This window comes from Streptomyces eurythermus (genome assembly GCF_014649115.1).
Lineage (GTDB): Bacteria > Actinomycetota > Actinomycetes > Streptomycetales > Streptomycetaceae > Streptomyces > Streptomyces eurythermus.
This window is the reverse complement of the sequence record NZ_BMSK01000025.1, coordinates 104,309-122,345: the sequence shown is the minus strand read 5'-3', so window position 1 is coordinate 122,345 and position 18,037 is coordinate 104,309. Positions and strand designations below refer to the sequence as shown.

At 71.4% G+C, this 18,037-nt stretch carries 16 protein-coding genes and 1 pseudogene; all 17 read left to right on the top strand.

Going from position 1 to position 18,037, the window contains the following annotated elements; translation table 11 throughout:
• Positions 1-104: pseudogene (locus tag IE251_RS35295) on the top strand (phosphocholine cytidylyltransferase family protein); the annotation flags it as partial.
• Positions 92-1,153 (top strand): iron-containing alcohol dehydrogenase family protein, encoded by a 1,062-nt coding sequence (locus IE251_RS35290; RefSeq protein ID WP_030792650.1) that lies wholly within the window; start codon positions 92-94, stop codon positions 1,151-1,153. The pseudogene IE251_RS35295 and the gene IE251_RS35290, both read left to right, overlap by 13 nt.
• Complete coding sequence (locus tag IE251_RS35285; RefSeq protein WP_189757014.1) at positions 1,131-1,910, top strand: CDP-alcohol phosphatidyltransferase family protein; 780 nt, start codon at positions 1,131-1,133, stop codon at positions 1,908-1,910. Before IE251_RS35290 ends, IE251_RS35285 begins: the two co-directional genes overlap by 23 nt.
• 8 nt (positions 1,911-1,918) lie before the next feature.
• Positions 1,919-2,791, top strand: coding sequence for a glycosyltransferase family 2 protein (locus IE251_RS35280; RefSeq protein WP_189757013.1), 873 nt, complete (start codon positions 1,919-1,921; stop codon positions 2,789-2,791).
• A 90-nt stretch (positions 2,792-2,881) separates the two neighbouring features.
• Entirely contained in the window at positions 2,882-3,811 is a 930-nt protein-coding gene (locus IE251_RS35275) for an ABC transporter permease (RefSeq protein ID WP_189757012.1), read from the top strand.
• Positions 3,804-4,583, top strand: a complete 780-nt coding sequence (locus tag IE251_RS35270) for an ABC transporter ATP-binding protein (protein ID WP_030792661.1) — start codon at positions 3,804-3,806, stop codon at positions 4,581-4,583. The genes IE251_RS35275 and IE251_RS35270 overlap by 8 nt, the downstream gene beginning before the upstream one ends.
• Positions 4,584-4,944: 361 nt before the next feature.
• Positions 4,945-5,841 carry a squalene synthase HpnC gene (gene hpnC / locus IE251_RS35265; RefSeq protein WP_189757011.1) on the top strand — a complete coding sequence of 299 codons (897 nt, stop codon included), beginning with the start codon at positions 4,945-4,947 and terminating at the stop codon, positions 5,839-5,841.
• The gene (hpnD, locus tag IE251_RS35260; RefSeq protein WP_189757010.1) at positions 5,838-6,788 is read left to right on the top strand and encodes a presqualene diphosphate synthase HpnD; all 951 of its coding nucleotides are present in this window, start codon (positions 5,838-5,840) and stop codon (positions 6,786-6,788) included. The genes hpnC and hpnD overlap by 4 nt, the downstream gene beginning before the upstream one ends.
• The gene (locus IE251_RS42235) at positions 6,788-7,057 is read left to right on the top strand and encodes a DUF6380 family protein (protein WP_350967272.1); all 270 of its coding nucleotides are present in this window, start codon (positions 6,788-6,790) and stop codon (positions 7,055-7,057) included. The genes hpnD and IE251_RS42235 overlap by 1 nt, the downstream gene beginning before the upstream one ends.
• On the top strand, positions 7,054-8,532 hold the full coding sequence (hpnE, locus tag IE251_RS35255; protein ID WP_189757009.1) for a hydroxysqualene dehydroxylase HpnE: 1,479 nt from the start codon (positions 7,054-7,056) through the stop codon (positions 8,530-8,532). Before IE251_RS42235 ends, hpnE begins: the two co-directional genes overlap by 4 nt.
• Before the next feature lie 58 nt (positions 8,533-8,590).
• Complete coding sequence (locus tag IE251_RS35250) at positions 8,591-9,664, top strand: polyprenyl synthetase family protein (RefSeq protein WP_229897066.1); 1,074 nt, start codon at positions 8,591-8,593, stop codon at positions 9,662-9,664.
• Between the two features lie 116 nt (positions 9,665-9,780).
• Positions 9,781-11,814 carry a squalene--hopene cyclase gene (gene shc / locus IE251_RS35245; protein ID WP_189757008.1) on the top strand — a complete coding sequence of 678 codons (2,034 nt, stop codon included), beginning with the start codon at positions 9,781-9,783 and terminating at the stop codon, positions 11,812-11,814.
• 1 nt (position 11,815) lies between these two features.
• Positions 11,816-12,499, top strand: coding sequence for a phosphorylase family protein (locus IE251_RS35240; protein ID WP_189757007.1), 684 nt, complete (start codon positions 11,816-11,818; stop codon positions 12,497-12,499).
• A 5-nt stretch (positions 12,500-12,504) separates the two neighbouring features.
• Positions 12,505-13,527, top strand: coding sequence for an adenosyl-hopene transferase HpnH (gene hpnH / locus IE251_RS35235; RefSeq protein ID WP_030792682.1), 1,023 nt, complete (start codon positions 12,505-12,507; stop codon positions 13,525-13,527).
• A gap of 5 nt (positions 13,528-13,532) precedes the next feature.
• Entirely contained in the window at positions 13,533-14,666 is a 1,134-nt protein-coding gene (ispG, locus tag IE251_RS35230) for a flavodoxin-dependent (E)-4-hydroxy-3-methylbut-2-enyl-diphosphate synthase (RefSeq protein ID WP_189757006.1), read from the top strand.
• A gap of 31 nt (positions 14,667-14,697) precedes the next feature.
• Positions 14,698-16,596, top strand: coding sequence for a 1-deoxy-D-xylulose-5-phosphate synthase (gene dxs, locus IE251_RS35225; protein ID WP_189757005.1), 1,899 nt, complete (start codon positions 14,698-14,700; stop codon positions 16,594-16,596).
• Entirely contained in the window at positions 16,593-17,978 is a 1,386-nt protein-coding gene (locus IE251_RS35220) for an aspartate aminotransferase family protein (RefSeq protein WP_189757004.1), read from the top strand. The genes dxs and IE251_RS35220 overlap by 4 nt, the downstream gene beginning before the upstream one ends.
• Positions 17,979-18,037 lie beyond the last annotated feature (59 nt).

The following is an 18,037-nucleotide window of genomic DNA, read 5'->3' as shown; positions in this document are numbered from 1 at the left end:
GGGGCTTCCGCATCGACGTGGCGCCGATCGGCGAGGTCGACTGGGTCGAGATCGACAACCACGACGACCTCGCCCGGGGACGGGAGATCGCGTGCCGGTACTGACCAGGCTGATCCCCTCGCCGGTCGTCGTGGACATCCGCCCGGGTGCCCTGGACGACCTGGCCTGTGTGCTCGCCGACGAACGCATCTCGCAGTCGGGCCGGCTCGCCATCGCCGTCAGCGGCGGCTCCGGCGCCCGGCTGCGCGAGCGCATCGCCCCCACCCTGCCCGGCGCCACCTGGTACGAGGTCGGCGGCGGCACCCTGGACGACGCCATCCGGCTGGCCGGCGACATCAAGGCCGGTCACTACGACGCGGTCGTCGGCCTCGGCGGCGGCAAGATCATCGACTGTGCCAAGTTCGCGGCGTCCCGCGTCGGCCTGCCGCTGGTCGCCGTCGCCACCAACCTCGCCCACGACGGCCTGTGCTCACCGGTCGCGACCCTCGACAACGACGCGGGCCGCGGCTCCTACGGCGTGCCCAACCCGATCGCGGTCATCATCGACCTCGACGTGATCCGCGAGGCACCCGTCCGGTTCGTCCGCTCCGGCATCGGCGACGCCATCTCCAACATCTCCGCCGTCGCGGACTGGGAGCTGTCCCACCAGGTCAACGGCGAGAAGGTCGACGGCCTGGCCGCCGCCATGGCCCGCCAGGCCGGCGAGGCGGTGCTGCGGCACCCCGGCGGAGTCGGCGAGGACGGCTTCCTCCAGGTGCTGGCCGAGGCGCTGGTGCTCACCGGTATCGCCATGTCCGTGTCGGGCGACTCCCGCCCGTCCTCCGGCGCCTGCCACGAGATCAACCACGCCTTCGACCTGCTCTACCCCAAGCGCGCCGCCGCCCACGGCGAGCAGTGCGGCCTCGGTGCCGCCTTCGCGATGTATCTGCGCGGCGCCCACGAGGAGTCGGCGTACATGGCCGAGGTGCTGCGCCGGCACGGGCTCCCGGTCCTGCCGGAGGAGATCGGCTTCACGGTGGACGAGTTCGTCCGCGCGGTCGAGTTCGCCCCGGAGACCCGGCCCGGCCGCTACACGATCCTCGAACACCTCGACCTCAAGACGAACCAGATCAAGGACATCTACGCCGACTATGTCAAGGCCATCGGTAGCTGAACTCCGTCCGGTCGTCCACCCCGCGGGGGTGAAGGACCGGCGCAGCGGTGAGCACTGGGCGGGACGCCTCTACATGCGCGAGGTGTCCCTGCGCGTCGACCGCTACCTGGTCAACACCAGGGTCACGCCCAACCAGCTCACGTACCTGATGACCGTCTGCGGCGTGCTCGCGACCCCGGCCCTGCTGGTGCCGGGGATCCCGGGCGCGGTGCTCGGCGTGGTCGCCACCCAGCTGTACCTGCTGCTGGACTGCGTGGACGGCGAGGTCGCCCGCTGGAAGCAGCAGTACTCGCTGGGCGGGGTCTACCTGGACCGGGTCGGCGCCTACCTCACCGACGCGGCCGTGCTGGTCGGCCTCGGTCTGCGCGCCGCCGACCTGTGGGGCACCGGCCGGATCGACTGGCTGTGGGCCTTCCTCGGCACCCTCGCCGCGCTCGGTGCCATCCTGATCAAGGCCGAGACCGACCTGGTCGGCGTCGCCCGGCACCAGACCGGCAAGCCCCCGGTGCAGGAGGCCGCGTCCGAGCTCCGTTCCTCCGGCATGGCGCTGGCCCGGCGGGCCGCCTCGGCGCTGAAGTTCCACCGGCTGATCCTCGGCATCGAGGCATCGCTGCTCATCCTCGTCCTCGCGATCGTGGACCAGGCCCGCGGCGACCTGTTCTTCACCCGTCTCGGCACCGCCGTGCTGGCCGGCATCGCCCTGCTGCAGACCCTGCTGCACCTGGTGTCCATCCTCGCCTCCAGCAGGCTGAAGTGAGCGCGCCCATGAAGGTCGGTGCCGTCATCATCACCATGGGCAACCGGCCCGAGGAGCTGCGGGCCCTGCTCGACTCCGTCGCCAAGCAGGACGGCGACCCGGTCGAGGTCGTCGTCGTCGGCAACGGCTCGCCCGTCCCGGAGGTGCCCGAGGGCGTGCGGACCGTGGAGGTGCCCGAGAACCTGGGCATCCCCGGCGGGCGCAACGTCGGCATAGAGGCCTTCGGGCCCGGCGGCCGCGATGTCGACATATTGCTCTTCCTCGACGACGACGGCCTGCTCGCCCGCCACGACACCGCCGAGCTGTGCCGCGAGGCCTTCGCCGCGGACCCCGAGCTGGGCATCATCAGCTTCCGCATCGCCGACCCCGACACCGGCGTGACCCAGCGCCGGCACGTCCCCCGGCTGCGCGCCTCCGACCCGATGCGCTCCTCCCGGGTCACCACCTTCCTCGGCGGCGCCAACGCCGTGCGCACCCGCGTCTTCGCGGAGGTCGGCGTCCTGCCCGGCGAGTTCTTCTACGCGCACGAGGAGACCGACCTGGCCTGGCGGGCGCTGGACGCGGGCTGGATGATCGACTACCGGTCCGACATGGTGCTGTACCACCCGACGACCGCGCCGTCGCGGCACGCCGTCTACCACCGCATGGTCGCCCGCAACCGGGTCTGGCTCGCCCGCCGCAACCTGCCCGCCCCCCTGGTCCCGGTCTACCTCGGCGTCTGGCTGCTGCTCACCCTGGCCCGCCGCCCCTCGCGACCTGCCCTGAAGGCGTGGTTCGGCGGCTTCCGGGAAGGCTGGACCACGCCGTGCGGTCCCCGCCGCCCGATGCGCTGGCGTACGGTATGGCGACTCACCCGACTGGGCCGCCCCCCGGTCATCTGACAAGCTCGTCCCCGACGGGCCGGTGCCGCCGCGCGCGGCCGCCCGCAGGACGAACCAGACACGCGTACCCGAAGACGAAAGTTTCCACCTGTGAGTGAGACCATGCACGACGGCACGGTCGCGGTGACCGCGGCCGCGTCGCCCGACGCGGGACTGACGGCGGCCGAGCTGGCCGCCAAGTACGGGCTCTCCGTGAGCGGCGCCCGGCCCTCGCTCGTGGAGTACGTCCGACAGCTGTGGGGCCGTCGCCACTTCATCCTGGCCTTCTCCCAGGCCAAGCTGACCGCCCAGTACAGCCAGGCCAAACTCGGCCAGCTCTGGCAGGTGGCCACGCCCCTGCTGAACGCGGCCGTGTACTTCTTCATCTTCGGGCTGATCCTGCACGCCAGCCGCGGCATGTCCCAGGACGTGTACATCCCGTTCCTGGTCACCGGCGTGTTCGTGTTCACCTTCACCCAGAGTTCGGTGATGTCGGGCGTCCGCGCGATCTCCGGCAACCTCGGCCTGGTGCGCGCCCTGCACTTCCCACGCGCCTCGCTGCCCATCTCCTTCTCGCTCCAGCAGCTCCAGCAGCTGCTGTTCTCGATGCTGGTGCTGTTCGCCGTGTCGATCGGCTTCGGCAGCTACCCCGGCCTGTCCTGGCTGCTGATCGTGCCGGTGCTGGTGCTCCAGTTCCTGTTCAACACCGGGCTGGCGCTGATCGTGGCCCGCATGGGCGCCAAGACGCCGGACCTCGCGCAGCTGATGCCGTTCCTGCTGCGTACCTGGATGTACGCCTCCGGTGTCATGTTCTCGATCAACAACATGCTGGCGGGCCGCCCCGAGTGGATCGTCCGGGTGCTCCAGGTCAACCCGGTCGCGATCTACATGGACCTGATGCGGTTCGCCCTGATCGACGGCTACGGCTCGTCGCATCTGCCGCCGCACGTGTGGGCCATCGCCCTGTTCTGGGCCGTGGTCTTCTTCGCCGGCGGCTTCGTGTACTTCTGGAAGGCGGAGGAGCGGTACGGCCGTGGCTGAGCAGCACAACCAGGACCGGCGCCCGACGGTCATCGCGGACGACCTGCACATCGTCTACCGGGTCAACGGAGCCAAGTCCGGCAAGGGCAGCGCGACGGCGGCCCTCAGCCGCATCCTCCGGCGCGGCGAGGAGCGGGGCGTGCGCAAGGTGCACGCCGTGCGCGGCGTGTCCTTCGTCGCCTACCGCGGCGAGGCCATCGGCCTGATCGGCTCCAACGGCTCCGGCAAGTCGACCCTGCTGCGCGCCGTGGCCGGCCTGCTGCCCGCGGAGAAGGGCAAGGTCTACACCGACGGCCAGCCGTCCCTGCTGGGCGTGAACGCGGCCCTGATGAACGACCTCACCGGCGAGCGGAACGTCATCCTGGGCGGCCTGGCCATGGGCATGTCCCGGGAGCAGATCAAGGAGCGTTACCAGGACATCGTCGACTTCTCCGGCATCAACGAGAAGGGCGACTTCATCACCCTGCCGATGCGCACCTACTCCTCCGGTATGGCGGCCCGGCTGCGTTTCTCCATCGCCGCCGCCAAGGACCACGACGTCCTGATGATCGACGAGGCGCTGGCCACCGGTGACCGCAAGTTCCAGCAGCGCTCCGAGGAACGCATCCGGGAACTGCGCAAAGAGGCCGGAACGGTCTTTCTGGTCAGTCACAACAACAAGTCGATCCGCGACACCTGCAACCGCGTGTTGTGGCTGGAGCGCGGTGAACTGCGGATGGACGGGCCCACCGACGAGGTCCTGAAGGAGTACGAGAAGTTCACGGGCAAGTGACCCGTTTCGGCCAGGGCCCCGTCGGAATTTCGTCCGGCGGGGCCCTTCCACTGCAAAGGAAACGTCAACTCGGCCCAGCTCCAGGAATCTTGGAGCCAATCGGTGTGTTGTTGTGATGTGCGGGACACCCCGACGATGGGCGCCACGTTGTACAACGTAAGCTGTACCGGTGCCGGAAACCGGCAAGTGCGGCGATAATGCGCGCCTTCCCTCACGGAGGTGTCTTCGCGCATTGCGGGGCGGCGTGTCCGAAATAGTGTGTATTGGGTCGGCAGTGTAGAACGGGAGATGTGACGGCAATGGCTACGGAAACGCCCCAGCTCAACGCAGCGTGTGCCGTCCCCGCCCCGGGCAGCGTCCGATGACGGCCACCGAAACGGCGTCCGGCCTGGAACGCGCCACCCTGGACAAGGCCGCGAGCGAGAACTTCCCGGTGGCCCCCTTCTTCCTGCCGCGGGCCTGGCGCGCCGACCTCATGGCGGTGTACGGCTTCGCCCGCCTCGTGGACGACATCGGCGACGGCGACCTCGCCCCCGGCGGCGCCGACGCCCGCGCGCTCGGCGTGTCGCCCGCCGAGGCCACCGACCGGCTGCTCCTCCTCGACGCCTTCGAAGAGGACCTGCGCCGCGTCTTCGACGGCACACCGCACCACCCGCTGCTGCGCCGCCTGCAGCCCACCGTCCGGCGCCGCGCCCTCACCCCCGAGCCGTTCCTCGGGCTGATCGCCGCCAACCGCCAGGACCAGCTCGTCGCCCGGTACGAGACCTACGACGACCTCCTCGCCTACTGCGCGCTGTCGGCCAACCCCGTCGGCCGCCTCGTCCTCGGCGTCACCGGCACCTCCACCCCCGAGCGGATCCGGCTGTCCGACGCGATCTGTACCGCGCTGCAGATCGTGGAGCACCTCCAGGACGTCGCCGAGGACCTCGGCCGCGACCGGATCTATCTGCCGGCCGAGGACATGAAGCGCTTCCACGTCCAAGAAGCTGATCTTGGCCAAAAAAGCGCGGGCGCATCGGTGCGCGCCCTGGTTGCATACGAAGCACAACGCGCCCGCGATCTGCTGGATGAAGGCGCTCCCCTGGTGGGTAGCGTCCACGGCAGGCTGAAGCTGCTGCTCGCGGGGTTCGTGGCGGGGGGAAGGGCGGCGATTGAAGCGATCACCGCCGCCGGATTCGACGTACTTCCTGGCCCGCCCAGACCCGGCAAGGTCCAGTTGCTGCGTGAGGTGGGCGTGATCCTGCGAGGAGAGGGGTGATCCGGACCGTGGAGTCTGCGCCGCACGTGTCCGCACCGGTACTCGCCGCCTACAGCTACTGCGAGGCCGTCACCGGGCAGCAGGCCCGTAACTTCGCGTACGGCATCCGGCTGCTGCCGGCGGCCAAGCGCCGCGCCATGTCGGCGCTGTACGCGTTCTCCCGGCGCGTGGACGACATCGGCGACGGCGGCCTGGCCGACGAGGTCAAGCTGACGCGGCTGGAGGACACCCGGGCGCTGCTCGCCCGGATCCGCGCCGGAGAGGTCGAGGAGGACGACACCGACCCGGTGGCCGTCGCCCTCAGCCACGCCGCGCGGGCCTTCCCGATCCCGCTCGGCGGCCTGGACGAACTGATCGACGGCGTCCAGATGGACGTGCGCGGGGAGACCTACGAGACCTGGGACGACCTCAAGCTGTACTGCCGGTGTGTCGCCGGTGCCATCGGCCGCCTCTCGCTCGGCGTGTTCGGCACCGGACCCGGCGCGCGCGGCGCCGAACGCGCGGCCGAGTACGCCGACACCCTCGGCCTCGCCCTCCAGCTCACCAACATCCTCCGCGACGTCCGCGAGGACGCGCTCGGCGGCCGCACCTACCTGCCCGCCGACGACCTCGCCAAGTTCGGCTGCTCGGCCGGCTTCCGCGCGCCGACCCCGCCGGAGGGCTCCGACTTCGCCGGCCTCGTCCACTTCGAAGTACGGCGCGCCCGGGCCCTTTTCGCCGAGGGCTACCGGCTGCTGCCCATGCTCGACCGGCGCAGCGGTGCTTGCGTCGCCGCGATGGCCGGCATCTACCGCCGGCTGCTCGACCGCATCGAGCGCGACCCGGAGGCCGTGCTGCGCGGCCGGGTCTCGCTGCCCGGACACGAGAAGGCCTACGTCGCCGTGCGCGGCCTGTCCGGCCTCGACACCCGCCATGTCGCCCGGGGCGCCGTCCGGAGGCGCGCCTGATGCAGCGCACCGAACCGGAGCCGGCCGGACCGGACGGCACGCGCCAGGCAACCCTCCACCCCGGCGCGGCGTCCCTGACTGCGGCGGCCGACCGCGCGCCCCGTGCCCGGCATGCCCGCGCCCCGCGAGGGCGCGCGGCCGTGTCCGGCGCGCGGCCCCAGGCGCGTGGGCAGGACCGCCCGCACGGCCGGCCACGACGAAGCCGCGGACGAAGGACGGCCCGCACCGGTTCGGCCCGCGCAGTGCTCGCACGGAAGGACGCACGATGAGCGACGGCTCACCCCACCACGCACCGGCACCGGCCGCCCCCTCGCCGACGGCGGCCCGCAGCGCGGTCGTGGTCGGTGGCGGACTCGCCGGGATCACCGCGGCGCTCGCCCTCGCCGACGCGGGCATCCGCGTCACCCTGCTCGAAGGCAGGCCCAGGCTGGGCGGCCTCGCCTTCTCCTTCCAGCGCGGCGAACTGACCGTCGACAACGGCCAGCACGTGTACCTGCGCTGCTGCACCGCCTACCGCTGGTTCCTCGACCGGATCCAGGGCGCGGCGCTGGCACCGCTGCAGGACCGCCTGGACGTGCCCGTCGTCGACGTCGCCAAGCCCGTGGGCCGGCGGCTCGGCAGACTGCGGCGCGACCCGCTGCCCGTCCCCCTCCACCTGGGACGCAGCCTGGCCGCCTATCCGCACCTCTCGCTCGCCGAGCGCGCCGCCGTCGGGCGGGCCGCGCTCGCGCTGAAGGGGCTCGACCTCGCCGATCCGACCCTGGACACCCAGGACTTCGGCAGCTGGCTGGCCGCGCACGGCCAGTCCGCGCGCGCCATCGAGGCCCTGTGGGACCTGGTCGGGGTCGCCACCCTCAACGCGGTCGCGGGCGACGCCTCGCTGGGGCTCGCCGCGATGGTGTTCAAGACCGGTCTGCTGTCCGACCCGGGCGCGGCCGACATCGGCTGGGCCCGCGTCCCGCTGGGCGAACTGCACGACCGGCTGGCCCGCAAGGCGCTCGACTCCGCGGGCGTCCGTACCGAGGTCCGTACACGCGTCACCTCCGTCTCCACCAACGACAACGGCGGGTGGAGCGTCCGAGTTCCCGGCGAGACACTTTCCGCGGACGCCGTCGTTCTGGCCGTGCCCCAGCGCGAGGCCCACGACCTGCTCCCGCCCGGCGCCCTGGACGCGCCCGAGCGGCTGCTGGAGATCGGCACCGCGCCCATCCTCAACGTCCATGTCGTCTACGACCGCAAGGTGCTCGCGCGCCCCTTCCTCGCGGCGCTCGGCACCCCGGTGCAGTGGGTGTTCGACCGCACCGACGCCTCCGGACTGCTGAAAGGCGGGCCCGAAGGGCCTCCGAACAAGGGTGGTGGCGGGCGACGGGCGGGCCAATACCTCGCGCTGTCCCAGTCGGCCGCGCAGGACGAGATCGACACGCCGGTGGCCGAACTTCGTGAGCGCTACCTGCCCGAGCTGGAGCGGCTCATCCCCGGCACCCGCGCCGCCGAGGTGAAGGACTTCTTCGTGACCCGGGAGCGCACGGCCACGTTCGCCCCCACCCCCGGCGTCGGACGCCTCAGGCCCGGCGCCCGGACCAAGGCCCCCGGCCTGTACCTGGCCGGAGCGTGGACCGCCACCGGGTGGCCCGCGACCATGGAGAGTGCGGTCCGCAGCGGAGTGAGCGCGGCCGACGCCGTGCTCGGCACCCTGGGCCGGCCCCGACCCCGCCACCTCTTCGAGTTCGAGGAGGCGGCCTGATGCCCGGTCGGAGGGCGAACGCCCCCGCACCCCCGGTACCGCAACCAGAGGAGAGATTGTGCCCACTGTGCCCCCGGCCGCGACGCCCGCTCGGAGGCCCGCGGTGGACGTGACCGCGCTCCTGGAGCGCGGCAGGAACCTGGCCACACCGGTGCTGCGGGCGGCCGTCGACCGCCTGGCCCCGCCCATGGACACCGTGGCCGCCTACCACTTCGGCTGGATCGACGCCGCCGGCAACCCCGTGGACGGCGACGGCGGCAAGGCCGTCCGCCCCGCGCTGGCCGTGCTGTCCGCCGAGGTCACCGGTGCCGCGCCCGAGGCGGGTGTGCCCGGCGCGGTCGCCGTCGAACTCGTGCACAACTTCTCCCTGCTGCACGACGACCTGATGGACGGCGACGAGCAGCGCCGGCACCGCGACACCGTCTGGAAGGTGCACGGCCCGGCCCAGGCCATCCTGGTCGGCGACGCCCTGTTCGCCCTCGCCGGCGAGGTCCTGCTGGAGCTCGGCACGGTCGAGGCAGGCCGCGCCGCCCGCCGGCTGACCGCGGCCACCCGCGCCCTGATCGACGGCCAGGCCCAGGACATCTCCTACGAGCACCGCGACCGGGTCAGCGTCGAGGAGTGCCTGGAGATGGAGGGCAACAAGACCGGTTCCCTGCTCGCCTGCGCCTCCTCCATCGGCGCGGTCCTCGGCGGCGCCGACGACACCACCGCCGACGCCCTGGAGCGCTACGGCTACCACCTCGGCCTCGCCTTCCAGGCCGTGGACGACCTGCTCGGCATCTGGGGCGACCCGGAGGCCACCGGCAAGCAGACCTGGAGCGACCTGCGCCAGCGCAAGAAGTCCCTGCCGGTCGTGGCCGCCCTCGCGGCCGGCGGCCCCGCCTCCGAACAGCTCGGCGAGATCCTCGCCGCGGACGCCAAGAGCAGCGACTTCGAGAACTTCTCCGAGGAGGAGTTCGCGGCCCGCGCCGCCCTCATCGAGGAGGCCGGAGGCCGCGAGTGGACGGCCGCCGAAGCGCGCCGTCAGCACACCATCGCCATCGAAGCCCTCGACGCCGTGGACATGCCCGTCCGGGTACGGGCCTCCTTCACGGCGCTCGCCGACTTCGTCGTCGTACGAAAGAGATGATCACCATTGGCTGGATAAGCCTCGCGTAGTCGCCGGCCGGTGTCGCCAAGCCAAGGACACCGGCCGACGGCGGACCCACAGCAGCACGACTCGCACGACTGCACGAAGGGGAAGCCATGACAGCGACGACCGACGGAAGCACCGGGGCCATCTTGCCGTCCCGGGCTGCCGCGGCCAGCGACTCCACCCTCACCATCCCCGAGACGGCCGGGGTACAAGAAGCCGCCGCGCGCGCCGTCCAGCGCGCCACCGATTTCCTGCTCGCCCGGCAGGACACCGAGGGCTGGTGGAAAGGCGACCTGGAGACCAACGTCACCATGGACGCCGAGGATCTGCTGCTCCGTCAGTTCCTGGGCATCCTGGACGAGACCACCACGCGGGCCGCCGCGAAGTTCATCCGCGGCGAGCAGAGCGAGGACGGCACCTGGGCCACCTTCTACGGCGGTCCCGGCGACCTGTCCGCCACCGTGGAGGCGTACGTCGCCCTGCGCCTGGCCGGCGACGCGCCCGACGCGCCGCACATGGCGAAGGCATCGGCCTGGATCCGTGAGCAGGGCGGCATCGCCGCCGCCCGGGTCTTCACCCGGATCTGGCTCGCCCTGTTCGGCTGGTGGAAGTGGGAGGACCTGCCCGAACTCCCGCCGGAGCTGATCTTCTTCCCCACCTGGTTCCCGCTCAACATCTACGACTTCGGATGCTGGGCGCGGCAGACCATCGTGCCGCTCACCATCGTCTCCGCCAAGCGCCCGGTGCGCCCGGCCCCGTTCGCGCTGGACGAGCTGCACACCGATCCGGCCAACCCCAACCCGCCGCAGCCGCTCGCCCCGGTGGCGAGCTGGGACGGGGTCTTCCAGCGGCTGGACAAGGTGGTCCGCGGCTACCGCAAGGTCGCCGTGCGCAGGCTGCGCAAGGCCGCGATGAACGCGGCGGCCCGCTGGATCATCGAGCGGCAGGAGAACGACGGCTGCTGGGGCGGCATCCAGCCCCCGGCCGTGTACTCGGTCATCGCCCTGCACCTGCTCGGCTACGACCTGAAGCACCCGGTGCTGCGCGAGGGCCTCGCCTCCCTGGACCGCTTCGCCGTCTGGCGCGAGGACGGCGCCCGGATGATCGAGGCATGCCAGTCCCCGGTGTGGGACACCTGCCTGGCCACCATCGCCCTCGTGGACGCCGGACTGCCCGCGGACCACCCGCAACTGGTCAAGGCGGCCGACTGGATGCTCGGCGAGGAGATCGCCCGGCCCGGCGACTGGGCCGTGCGCCGGCCCGAACTGCCCCCGGGCGGCTGGGCGTTCGAGTTCCACAACGACAACTACCCCGACATCGACGACACCGCCGAGGTCGCGCTCGCGCTGCGCCGGGTCCGCCACCACGACCCCGAGCACGTGGACCGGGCCATCGGCCGCGCCGTCCGCTGGAACCTGGGCATGCAGTCGAAGAACGGCGCCTGGGGCGCCTTCGACGTGGACAACACCAGCCCGTTCCCGAACCGGCTGCCGTTCTGCGACTTCGGCGAGGTGATCGACCCGCCGTCCGCCGACGTCACCGCGCACGTGGTGGAGATGCTCGCCGCCGAGGGCCTGGCCGACGACCCGCGCACCCGGCGCGGCATCGACTGGCTGCTCGCCGAACAGGAGCCGAACGGCTCCTGGTTCGGCCGCTGGGGCGTCAACTACATCTACGGCACCGGCTCGGTGGTCCCCGCGCTCACCGCGGCCGGACTGCCCACCTCGCACCCGGCGATCCGGCGGGCCGTGGCCTGGCTGGAGAGCGTCCAGAACGACGACGGCGGCTGGGGCGAGGACCTGCGCTCCTACAAGGACGCCAAGGAATGGAGCGGCCGGGGCGCCTCCACCGCCTCACAGACCGCGTGGGCGCTGATGGCGCTGCTCGCGGCGGGGGAGAAGGGCTCCGCGGCCGTCGAGCGCGGCGTGCGGTGGCTGGCCGACACCCAGCGGGAGGACGGCGGCTGGGACGAGCCGTACTTCACCGGCACCGGCTTCCCCTGGGACTTCTCCATCAACTACCACCTGTACCGGCAGGTGTTCCCGCTCACCGCGCTCGGCCGGTACCTGCACGGGGACCCCTTCGAGCGCAAGCTGCTCACCGCCCCGGCCGGGAAGGTCTCCGCACGGGCCGAGGGAGACTGATGTGAGCCACCAGCCCGCTCCGGCTCCGCTGCTGATCGCCTGCGCGCTCGGCATCGAGCACCTCGCCCTGCGCACCGGCGACCGCCGGGCGCGCAGGTCGGGCGCGCCGGTGCCGCGGGGCGCGGGGCGGGGGGCCGGCGGGCCGGTGACCTTCGTCCGCACGGGCATGGGACCCCGCGCGGCGGAACGCTCCGTCACCCGGCTCCTGACCGGCCCGGCACCCGCCGGCACGGCCGTCCTGGCCACCGGCTTCTGCGCCGGGCTGGCCCCCGGGATGCACCCCGGCGACCTGGTGGTCGCCGAGGAGACCCGGGACCCGCGCGGTACCGTGCCGTGCGTGGGCACCGAGCTCCTGGCCAAGGAACTCGCGCGCCTGCTGCCCGGACGCACCGTCCACACCGGCCCGCTCACCGGCTCCGACCACGTCGTCCGGGGCCCCGAGCGATCCGATCTGCTCGCCACCGGCGCGATCGCCGTGGACATGGAGTCGGCGGCCACGCTGCTGGCCGCCGTCCGCACCGGCGAACGTCCGGTGGCCGCCGTCCGGGTCGTCGTGGACGCTCCCGAACACGAACTCGTCCGGATCGGCACCCTGCGCGGTGGGATATCGGCCTTCCGCGTTCTCCGTTCCATCCTTCCCGCATTTTTCGATTGGCACCGTTCTTTGCTGCTCCCCCGGAGGTGAGCCAGATGGCCATGCCGCTGCGCCAGTCCATCAAGGTCGCTACATACCTGGCTGAACAGAAGCTCCGCAGGCGGGACAAGTTCCCGCTCATTGTCGAGCTGGAACCGCTCTTCGCCTGCAATCTGAAGTGTGAGGGCTGCGGCAAGATCCAGCACCCCGCCGGTGTGCTCAAGCAGCGCATGCCGGTCGCCCAGGCCGTGGGCGCCGTGCTGGAGTCCGGTGCGCCGATGGTCTCCATCGCCGGCGGCGAGCCGCTGATGCACCCTCAGATCGACGAGATCGTGCGGCAGTTGGTGGCCAAGAGGAAGTACGTCTTCCTGTGCACCAACGCGATGCTGCTGCGCAAGAAGATGGACAAGTTCACCCCCTCGCCCTACTTCGCGTTCGCGGTGCACATCGACGGGCTGCGTGAGCGGCACGACGAATCCGTCGCGAAGGAGGGCGTGTTCGACGAGGCCGTGGCCGCCATCAAGGAGGCCAAGCGGCGCGGCTTCCGGGTGACCACCAACTCGACCTTCTTCAACACCGACACCCCGCAGACCATCATCGAGGTGCTCAACTTCCTCAACGACGACCTCAAGGTCGACGAGATGATGATCTCGCCCGCCTACGCCTACGAGAAGGCCCCGGACCAGGACCACTTCCTCGGCGTGGAGCAGACCCGGGAGCTGTTCAGGAAGGCCTTCGCGGGCGGCAACCGGCGCAAGTGGCGGCTCAACCACTCCCCGCTCTTCCTGGACTTCCTGGAGGGCAAGGTCGACTTCCCGTGCACCGCGTGGGCGATCCCGAACTACTCGCTCTTCGGCTGGCAGCGGCCCTGCTACCTGATGAGCGACGGGTACGTGCCCACGTACCGCGAACTGGTGGAGAAGACCGACTGGGACAAGTACGGCCGCGGCAAGGACCCGCGCTGCGACAACTGCATGGCGCACTGCGGCTACGAGCCGACCGCCGTCCTCGCCACCATGGGTTCCCTGAAGGAGTCCCTGCGGGCCATGCGCGAGACGGTCGCCGGGAACCGGGAGTGACGGCGGTGACCGCCGTCCCCCTGGGCGTCCCCGAGGTACCGGCCCGTCCGGTCGCGCCGCGGCGGCAGTCGCGGCAGATCCAGGTCGGGCCGGTACCGGTCGGGGGCGGGGCCCCGGTGTCGGTGCAGTCGATGACGACGACCCGTACGTCCGACATCGGCGCCACCCTCCAGCAGATCGCCGAACTCACCGCGTCCGGCTGCCAGATCGTCCGCGTCGCCTGCCCTACGCAGGACGACGCGGACGCCCTGGCGACCATCGCGAGGAAGTCGCAGATCCCGGTGATCGCGGACATCCACTTCCAGCCGAAGTACGTGTTCGCGGCCATCGAGGCCGGCTGCGCCGCGGTCCGCGTCAACCCGGGCAACATCAAGCAGTTCGACGACAAGGTCGAGGAGATCGCCAAGGCCGCCAAGGACCACGGCACCCCGATCCGGATCGGCGTCAACGCCGGTTCCCTGGACCGCCGTCTGCTCCAGAAGTACGGCAAGGCGACGCCCGAGGCACTGGTGGAGTCGGCGTTGTGGGAGGCGTCCCTCTTCGAGGAGCACGGCTTCCGGGACATCAAGATCTCCGTCAAGCACAACGACCCGGTCGTCATGATCGAGGCCTACCGCCAGCTCGCCGAGCAGTGCGACTACCCGCTGCACCTCGGCGTGACCGAGGCCGGCCCCGCCTTCCAGGGCACGATCAAGTCGGCGGTCGCCTTCGGCGCGCTGCTGTCGCGGGGCATCGGCGACACCATCCGCGTGTCGCTGAGCGCGCCGCCGGTGGAGGAGGTCAAGGTCGGCATCCAGATCCTGGAGTCCCTGGGACTGAGGCAGCGCCGACTGGAGATCGTCTCCTGCCCGTCCTGCGGCCGGGCCCAGGTGGACGTCTACAAGCTCGCCGAGGAGGTGACGGCCGGCCTGGACGGCATGGAGGTGCCGCTGCGGGTCGCGGTGATGGGGTGTGTGGTCAACGGTCCGGGCGAGGCCCGCGAGGCCGACCTCGGGGTGGCCTCCGGCAACGGCAAGGGGCAGATCTTCGTCAAGGGCGAGGTCGTCAAGACCGTCCCCGAGTCGAGGATCGTGGAGACCCTGATCGAGGAGGCCATGAAGCTCGCCGAGAGCAAGAGCCCGTCGGACCAGGTGAGTTGAGGCAAGGCACGCAACGAGAGGGGGCCCGAGAGTGACCATTCTGGAGAGCATCCGGGGACCACGCGACGTCAAGGCGCTGTCCGAGGCGGAACTCGGGGAACTGTCCGGAGAAATACGTGAGTTCCTGGTGCACGCGGTTTCGAGAACCGGCGGTCACCTCGGGCCCAACCTGGGCGTGGTGGAACTCACCATCGCGCTCCACCGGGTCTTCGAGTCACCGGTCGACCGCATCCTGTGGGACACCGGCCACCAGAGTTACGTCCACAAACTGCTGACCGGCCGTCAGGACTTCTCGAAGCTGCGCGGCAAGGGCGGACTGTCCGGCTACCCCTCGCGCGAGGAGTCCGAGCACGACGTCATCGAGAACAGCCACGCGTCCACGGCGCTCGGCTGGGCCGACGGCCTCGCCAAGGCCAACCAGGTCCAAGGGGAGAAGGGCCATGTGGTCGCCGTCATCGGCGACGGCGCGCTGACCGGCGGCATGGCCTGGGAGGCGCTGAACAACATCGCCGCCGCCCGGGACCGGCCGCTGATCATCGTCGTCAACGACAACGAACGCTCCTACGCCCCCACCATCGGCGGCCTGGCCAACCACCTGGCCACGCTGCGCACCACCGACGGCTACGAGAAGGTCCTCGCCTGGGGCAAGGAGGTGCTCCAGCGCACCCCGGTCGTCGGTAACACGCTCTACGAGTCCCTGCACGGCGCGAAGAAGGGCTTCAAGGACGCCTTCGCCCCGCAGGGCATGTTCGAGGACCTGGGCCTGAAGTACCTCGGCCCGATCGACGGCCACGACATCAAGGCCGTCGAGTCGGCGCTGCGCCGCGCCAAACGCTTCCACGGCCCCGTCCTGGTCCACTGCCTCACCGAGAAGGGCCGCGGCTACGAACCCGCCCTCGCGCACGAGGAGGACCACTTCCACTCCGTCGGTGTGATGGACCCGCTCACCTGCGAGCCCCTCGCCCCGTCCAAGGGGCCCTCGTGGACCTCGGTGTTCGGCGAGGAGATCGTCCGGATCGGGGAGGAGCGCGAGGACGTCGTGGCGGTCACGGCGGCCATGCTGCACCCGGTCGGCCTCGCCGAGTTCGCCGAACGCTTCCCCGACCGCGTCTGGGACGTCGGCATCGCCGAGCAGCACGCGGCGGTCTCCGCGGCCGGGCTCGCCACCGGCGGACTGCACCCGGTCGTCGCCGTCTACGCCACCTTCCTCAACCGGGCCTTCGACCAGCTGCTGATGGACGTCGCCCTGCACCGCTGCGGGGTCACCTTCGTGCTGGACCGGGCCGGCGTCACCGGCACCGACGGGGCCTCCCACAACGGCATGTGGGACATGTCCATCCTCCAGGTCGTCCCCGGCCTCAGGATCGCCGCGCCGCGCGACGCCGACCAGCTGCGCGCCCAGCTGCGCGAGGCGGTCGCCGTGGACGACGCGCCCACGCTGGTCCGCTTCCCCAAGGAGACCGCCGGCCCGCGCGTCCCCGCCGTCGACCGGGTCGGCGGCATGGACGTCCTGCACCGGGCCGAAGACCCCGAGGTGCTGCTGGTGGCCGTCGGCGTGATGGCCACGGTGTGCCTGCAGACCGCCGAACTGCTCGAGGCCCGCGGCATCGGCTGCACGGTGGTCGACCCGCGCTGGGTCAAACCCGTCGACCCCGCCCTGCCCCGGCTCGCCGCCGGACACCGGCTGGTGGCCGTGGTGGAGGACAACAGCCGCTCCGCCGGCGTCGGTTCGGCCGTCGCGCTGGCCCTCGGCGACGCCGACGTGGACGTGCCGGTACGGCGGTTCGGCATCCCCGAGCAGTTCCTCGCGCACGCCAAGCGCAGCGAGGTGCTGGCCGACATAGGCCTCACCCCCGTCGAGATCGCCGGGCGGATCAGCGCGAGTCTGGCCGTCAAGGACGTCGACGGCACAGTCAAGGAGAGTGAATGACCACCGAGTTCGACCTCGGCGCCCTGCTCGCCGAGCGCGGAGCCGAACGCTACGAGCTGCACGCGAGGCATCTCAACCCGCAGCTGCCGCGGATGCTGCACACCATCGGCTTCGACAAGGTCTACGAGCGTGCCGAGGGAGCGCACTTCTTCGACGCGGACGGCAACGACTACCTGGACATGCTCGCCGGGTTCGGTGTGATGGGCCTGGGCCGCCACCACCCGGTCGTCCGCAAGGCGCTGCACGACGTCCTGGACCTCGACCTCGCCGACCTCACCCGCTTCGACTGCCAGCCGCTGCCCGGCCTGCTCGCCGAACGGCTCCTCGCCCACAGCCCGCACCTGGACCGGGTGTTCTTCGGCAACAGCGGCACCGAGGCGGTCGAGACCGCCCTGAAGTTCGCCCGGTACGCCACCGGCAAGCCCCGCGTGCTGTACTGCGACCACGCCTTCCACGGCCTGACCACGGGCTCGCTGTCGGTCAACGGCGAGGACGGCTTCCGCGACGGGTTCGCCCCGCTGCTGCCCGACACCGCCGTCCCCCTCGGCGATCTGGAGGCCCTCGCCCGGGAGTTGAGGAAGGGGGACGTCGCCGCGCTGATCGTGGAGCCGATCCAGGGCAAGGGCGTCCACGAGGCACCCCCCGGCTATCTGCGGGCCGCGCAGGAGCTGCTGCACAAGCACAAGGCGCTGCTCATCGCCGACGAGGTGCAGACCGGCCTCGGCCGCACCGGTGACTTCTACGCCTACCAGCACGAGGACGGCGTCGAACCCGACCTGGTGTGCGTGGCCAAGGCCCTGTCCGGCGGCTATGTGCCGGTGGGCGCCACCCTCGGCAAGGAGTGGATCTTCAAGAAGGTCTACTCGTCCATGGACCGGGTCCTGGTGCACTCGGCGAGCTTCGGCTCCAACGCCCAGGCCATGGCGTGCGGCCTCGCCGTGCTGTCGGTCATGGAGAACGAGCAGATCGTCGCCGGCGTGCGCCGCACGGGCGAGCTGCTGAAGTCCCGGCTGACCGCGCTGATCGACAAGTACGAGCTGCTCGCCGACGTACGCGGCCGGGGCCTGATGATCGGCATCGAGTTCGGCAAGCCGTCCTCGCTGAAGCTGCGCGGTCGCTGGACCATGCTCCAAGCGGCCCGCAAGGGCCTGTTCGCCCAGATGGTCGTCGTACCGCTGCTGCAGAAGCACCGGATCCTCACCCAGGTCTCCGGCGATCACCTGGAGGTGATCAAGCTCATTCCGCCGCTGGTCATCGACGAGGCCGACGTGGACCGGTTCGTGGACGCCTTCACCGCGGTGATGGACGACGCGCACAGCGGCGGCGGCCTGATGTGGGACTTCGGCAAGACCCTGATCAAGCAGGCCGTGGCCAACCGCTGACGGCCGTCCGGAAGGCGGGGCGCCTACGGCGGTGAACGCCGAGGCGCCCTCCTCTTGCC

Coding starts and splice junctions, on each gene's coding strand:
- IE251_RS35280 (WP_189757013.1), top strand. CDS start 1,919: ATGAAGGTCGGTGCCGTCATCATCACCATGGGCAACCGGCCCGAGGAG.
- hpnH (WP_030792682.1), top strand. CDS start 12,505: ATGGCCATGCCGCTGCGCCAGTCCATCAAGGTCGCTACATACCTGGCT.
- IE251_RS42235 (WP_350967272.1), top strand. CDS start 6,788: ATGCAGCGCACCGAACCGGAGCCGGCCGGACCGGACGGCACGCGCCAG.
- shc (WP_189757008.1), top strand. CDS start 9,781: ATGACAGCGACGACCGACGGAAGCACCGGGGCCATCTTGCCGTCCCGG.
- IE251_RS35220 (WP_189757004.1), top strand. CDS start 16,593: ATGACCACCGAGTTCGACCTCGGCGCCCTGCTCGCCGAGCGCGGAGCC.
- IE251_RS35285 (WP_189757014.1), top strand. CDS start 1,131: ATGTCAAGGCCATCGGTAGCTGAACTCCGTCCGGTCGTCCACCCCGCG.
- hpnC (WP_189757011.1), top strand. CDS start 4,945: ATGACGGCCACCGAAACGGCGTCCGGCCTGGAACGCGCCACCCTGGAC.
- hpnE (WP_189757009.1), top strand. CDS start 7,054: ATGAGCGACGGCTCACCCCACCACGCACCGGCACCGGCCGCCCCCTCG.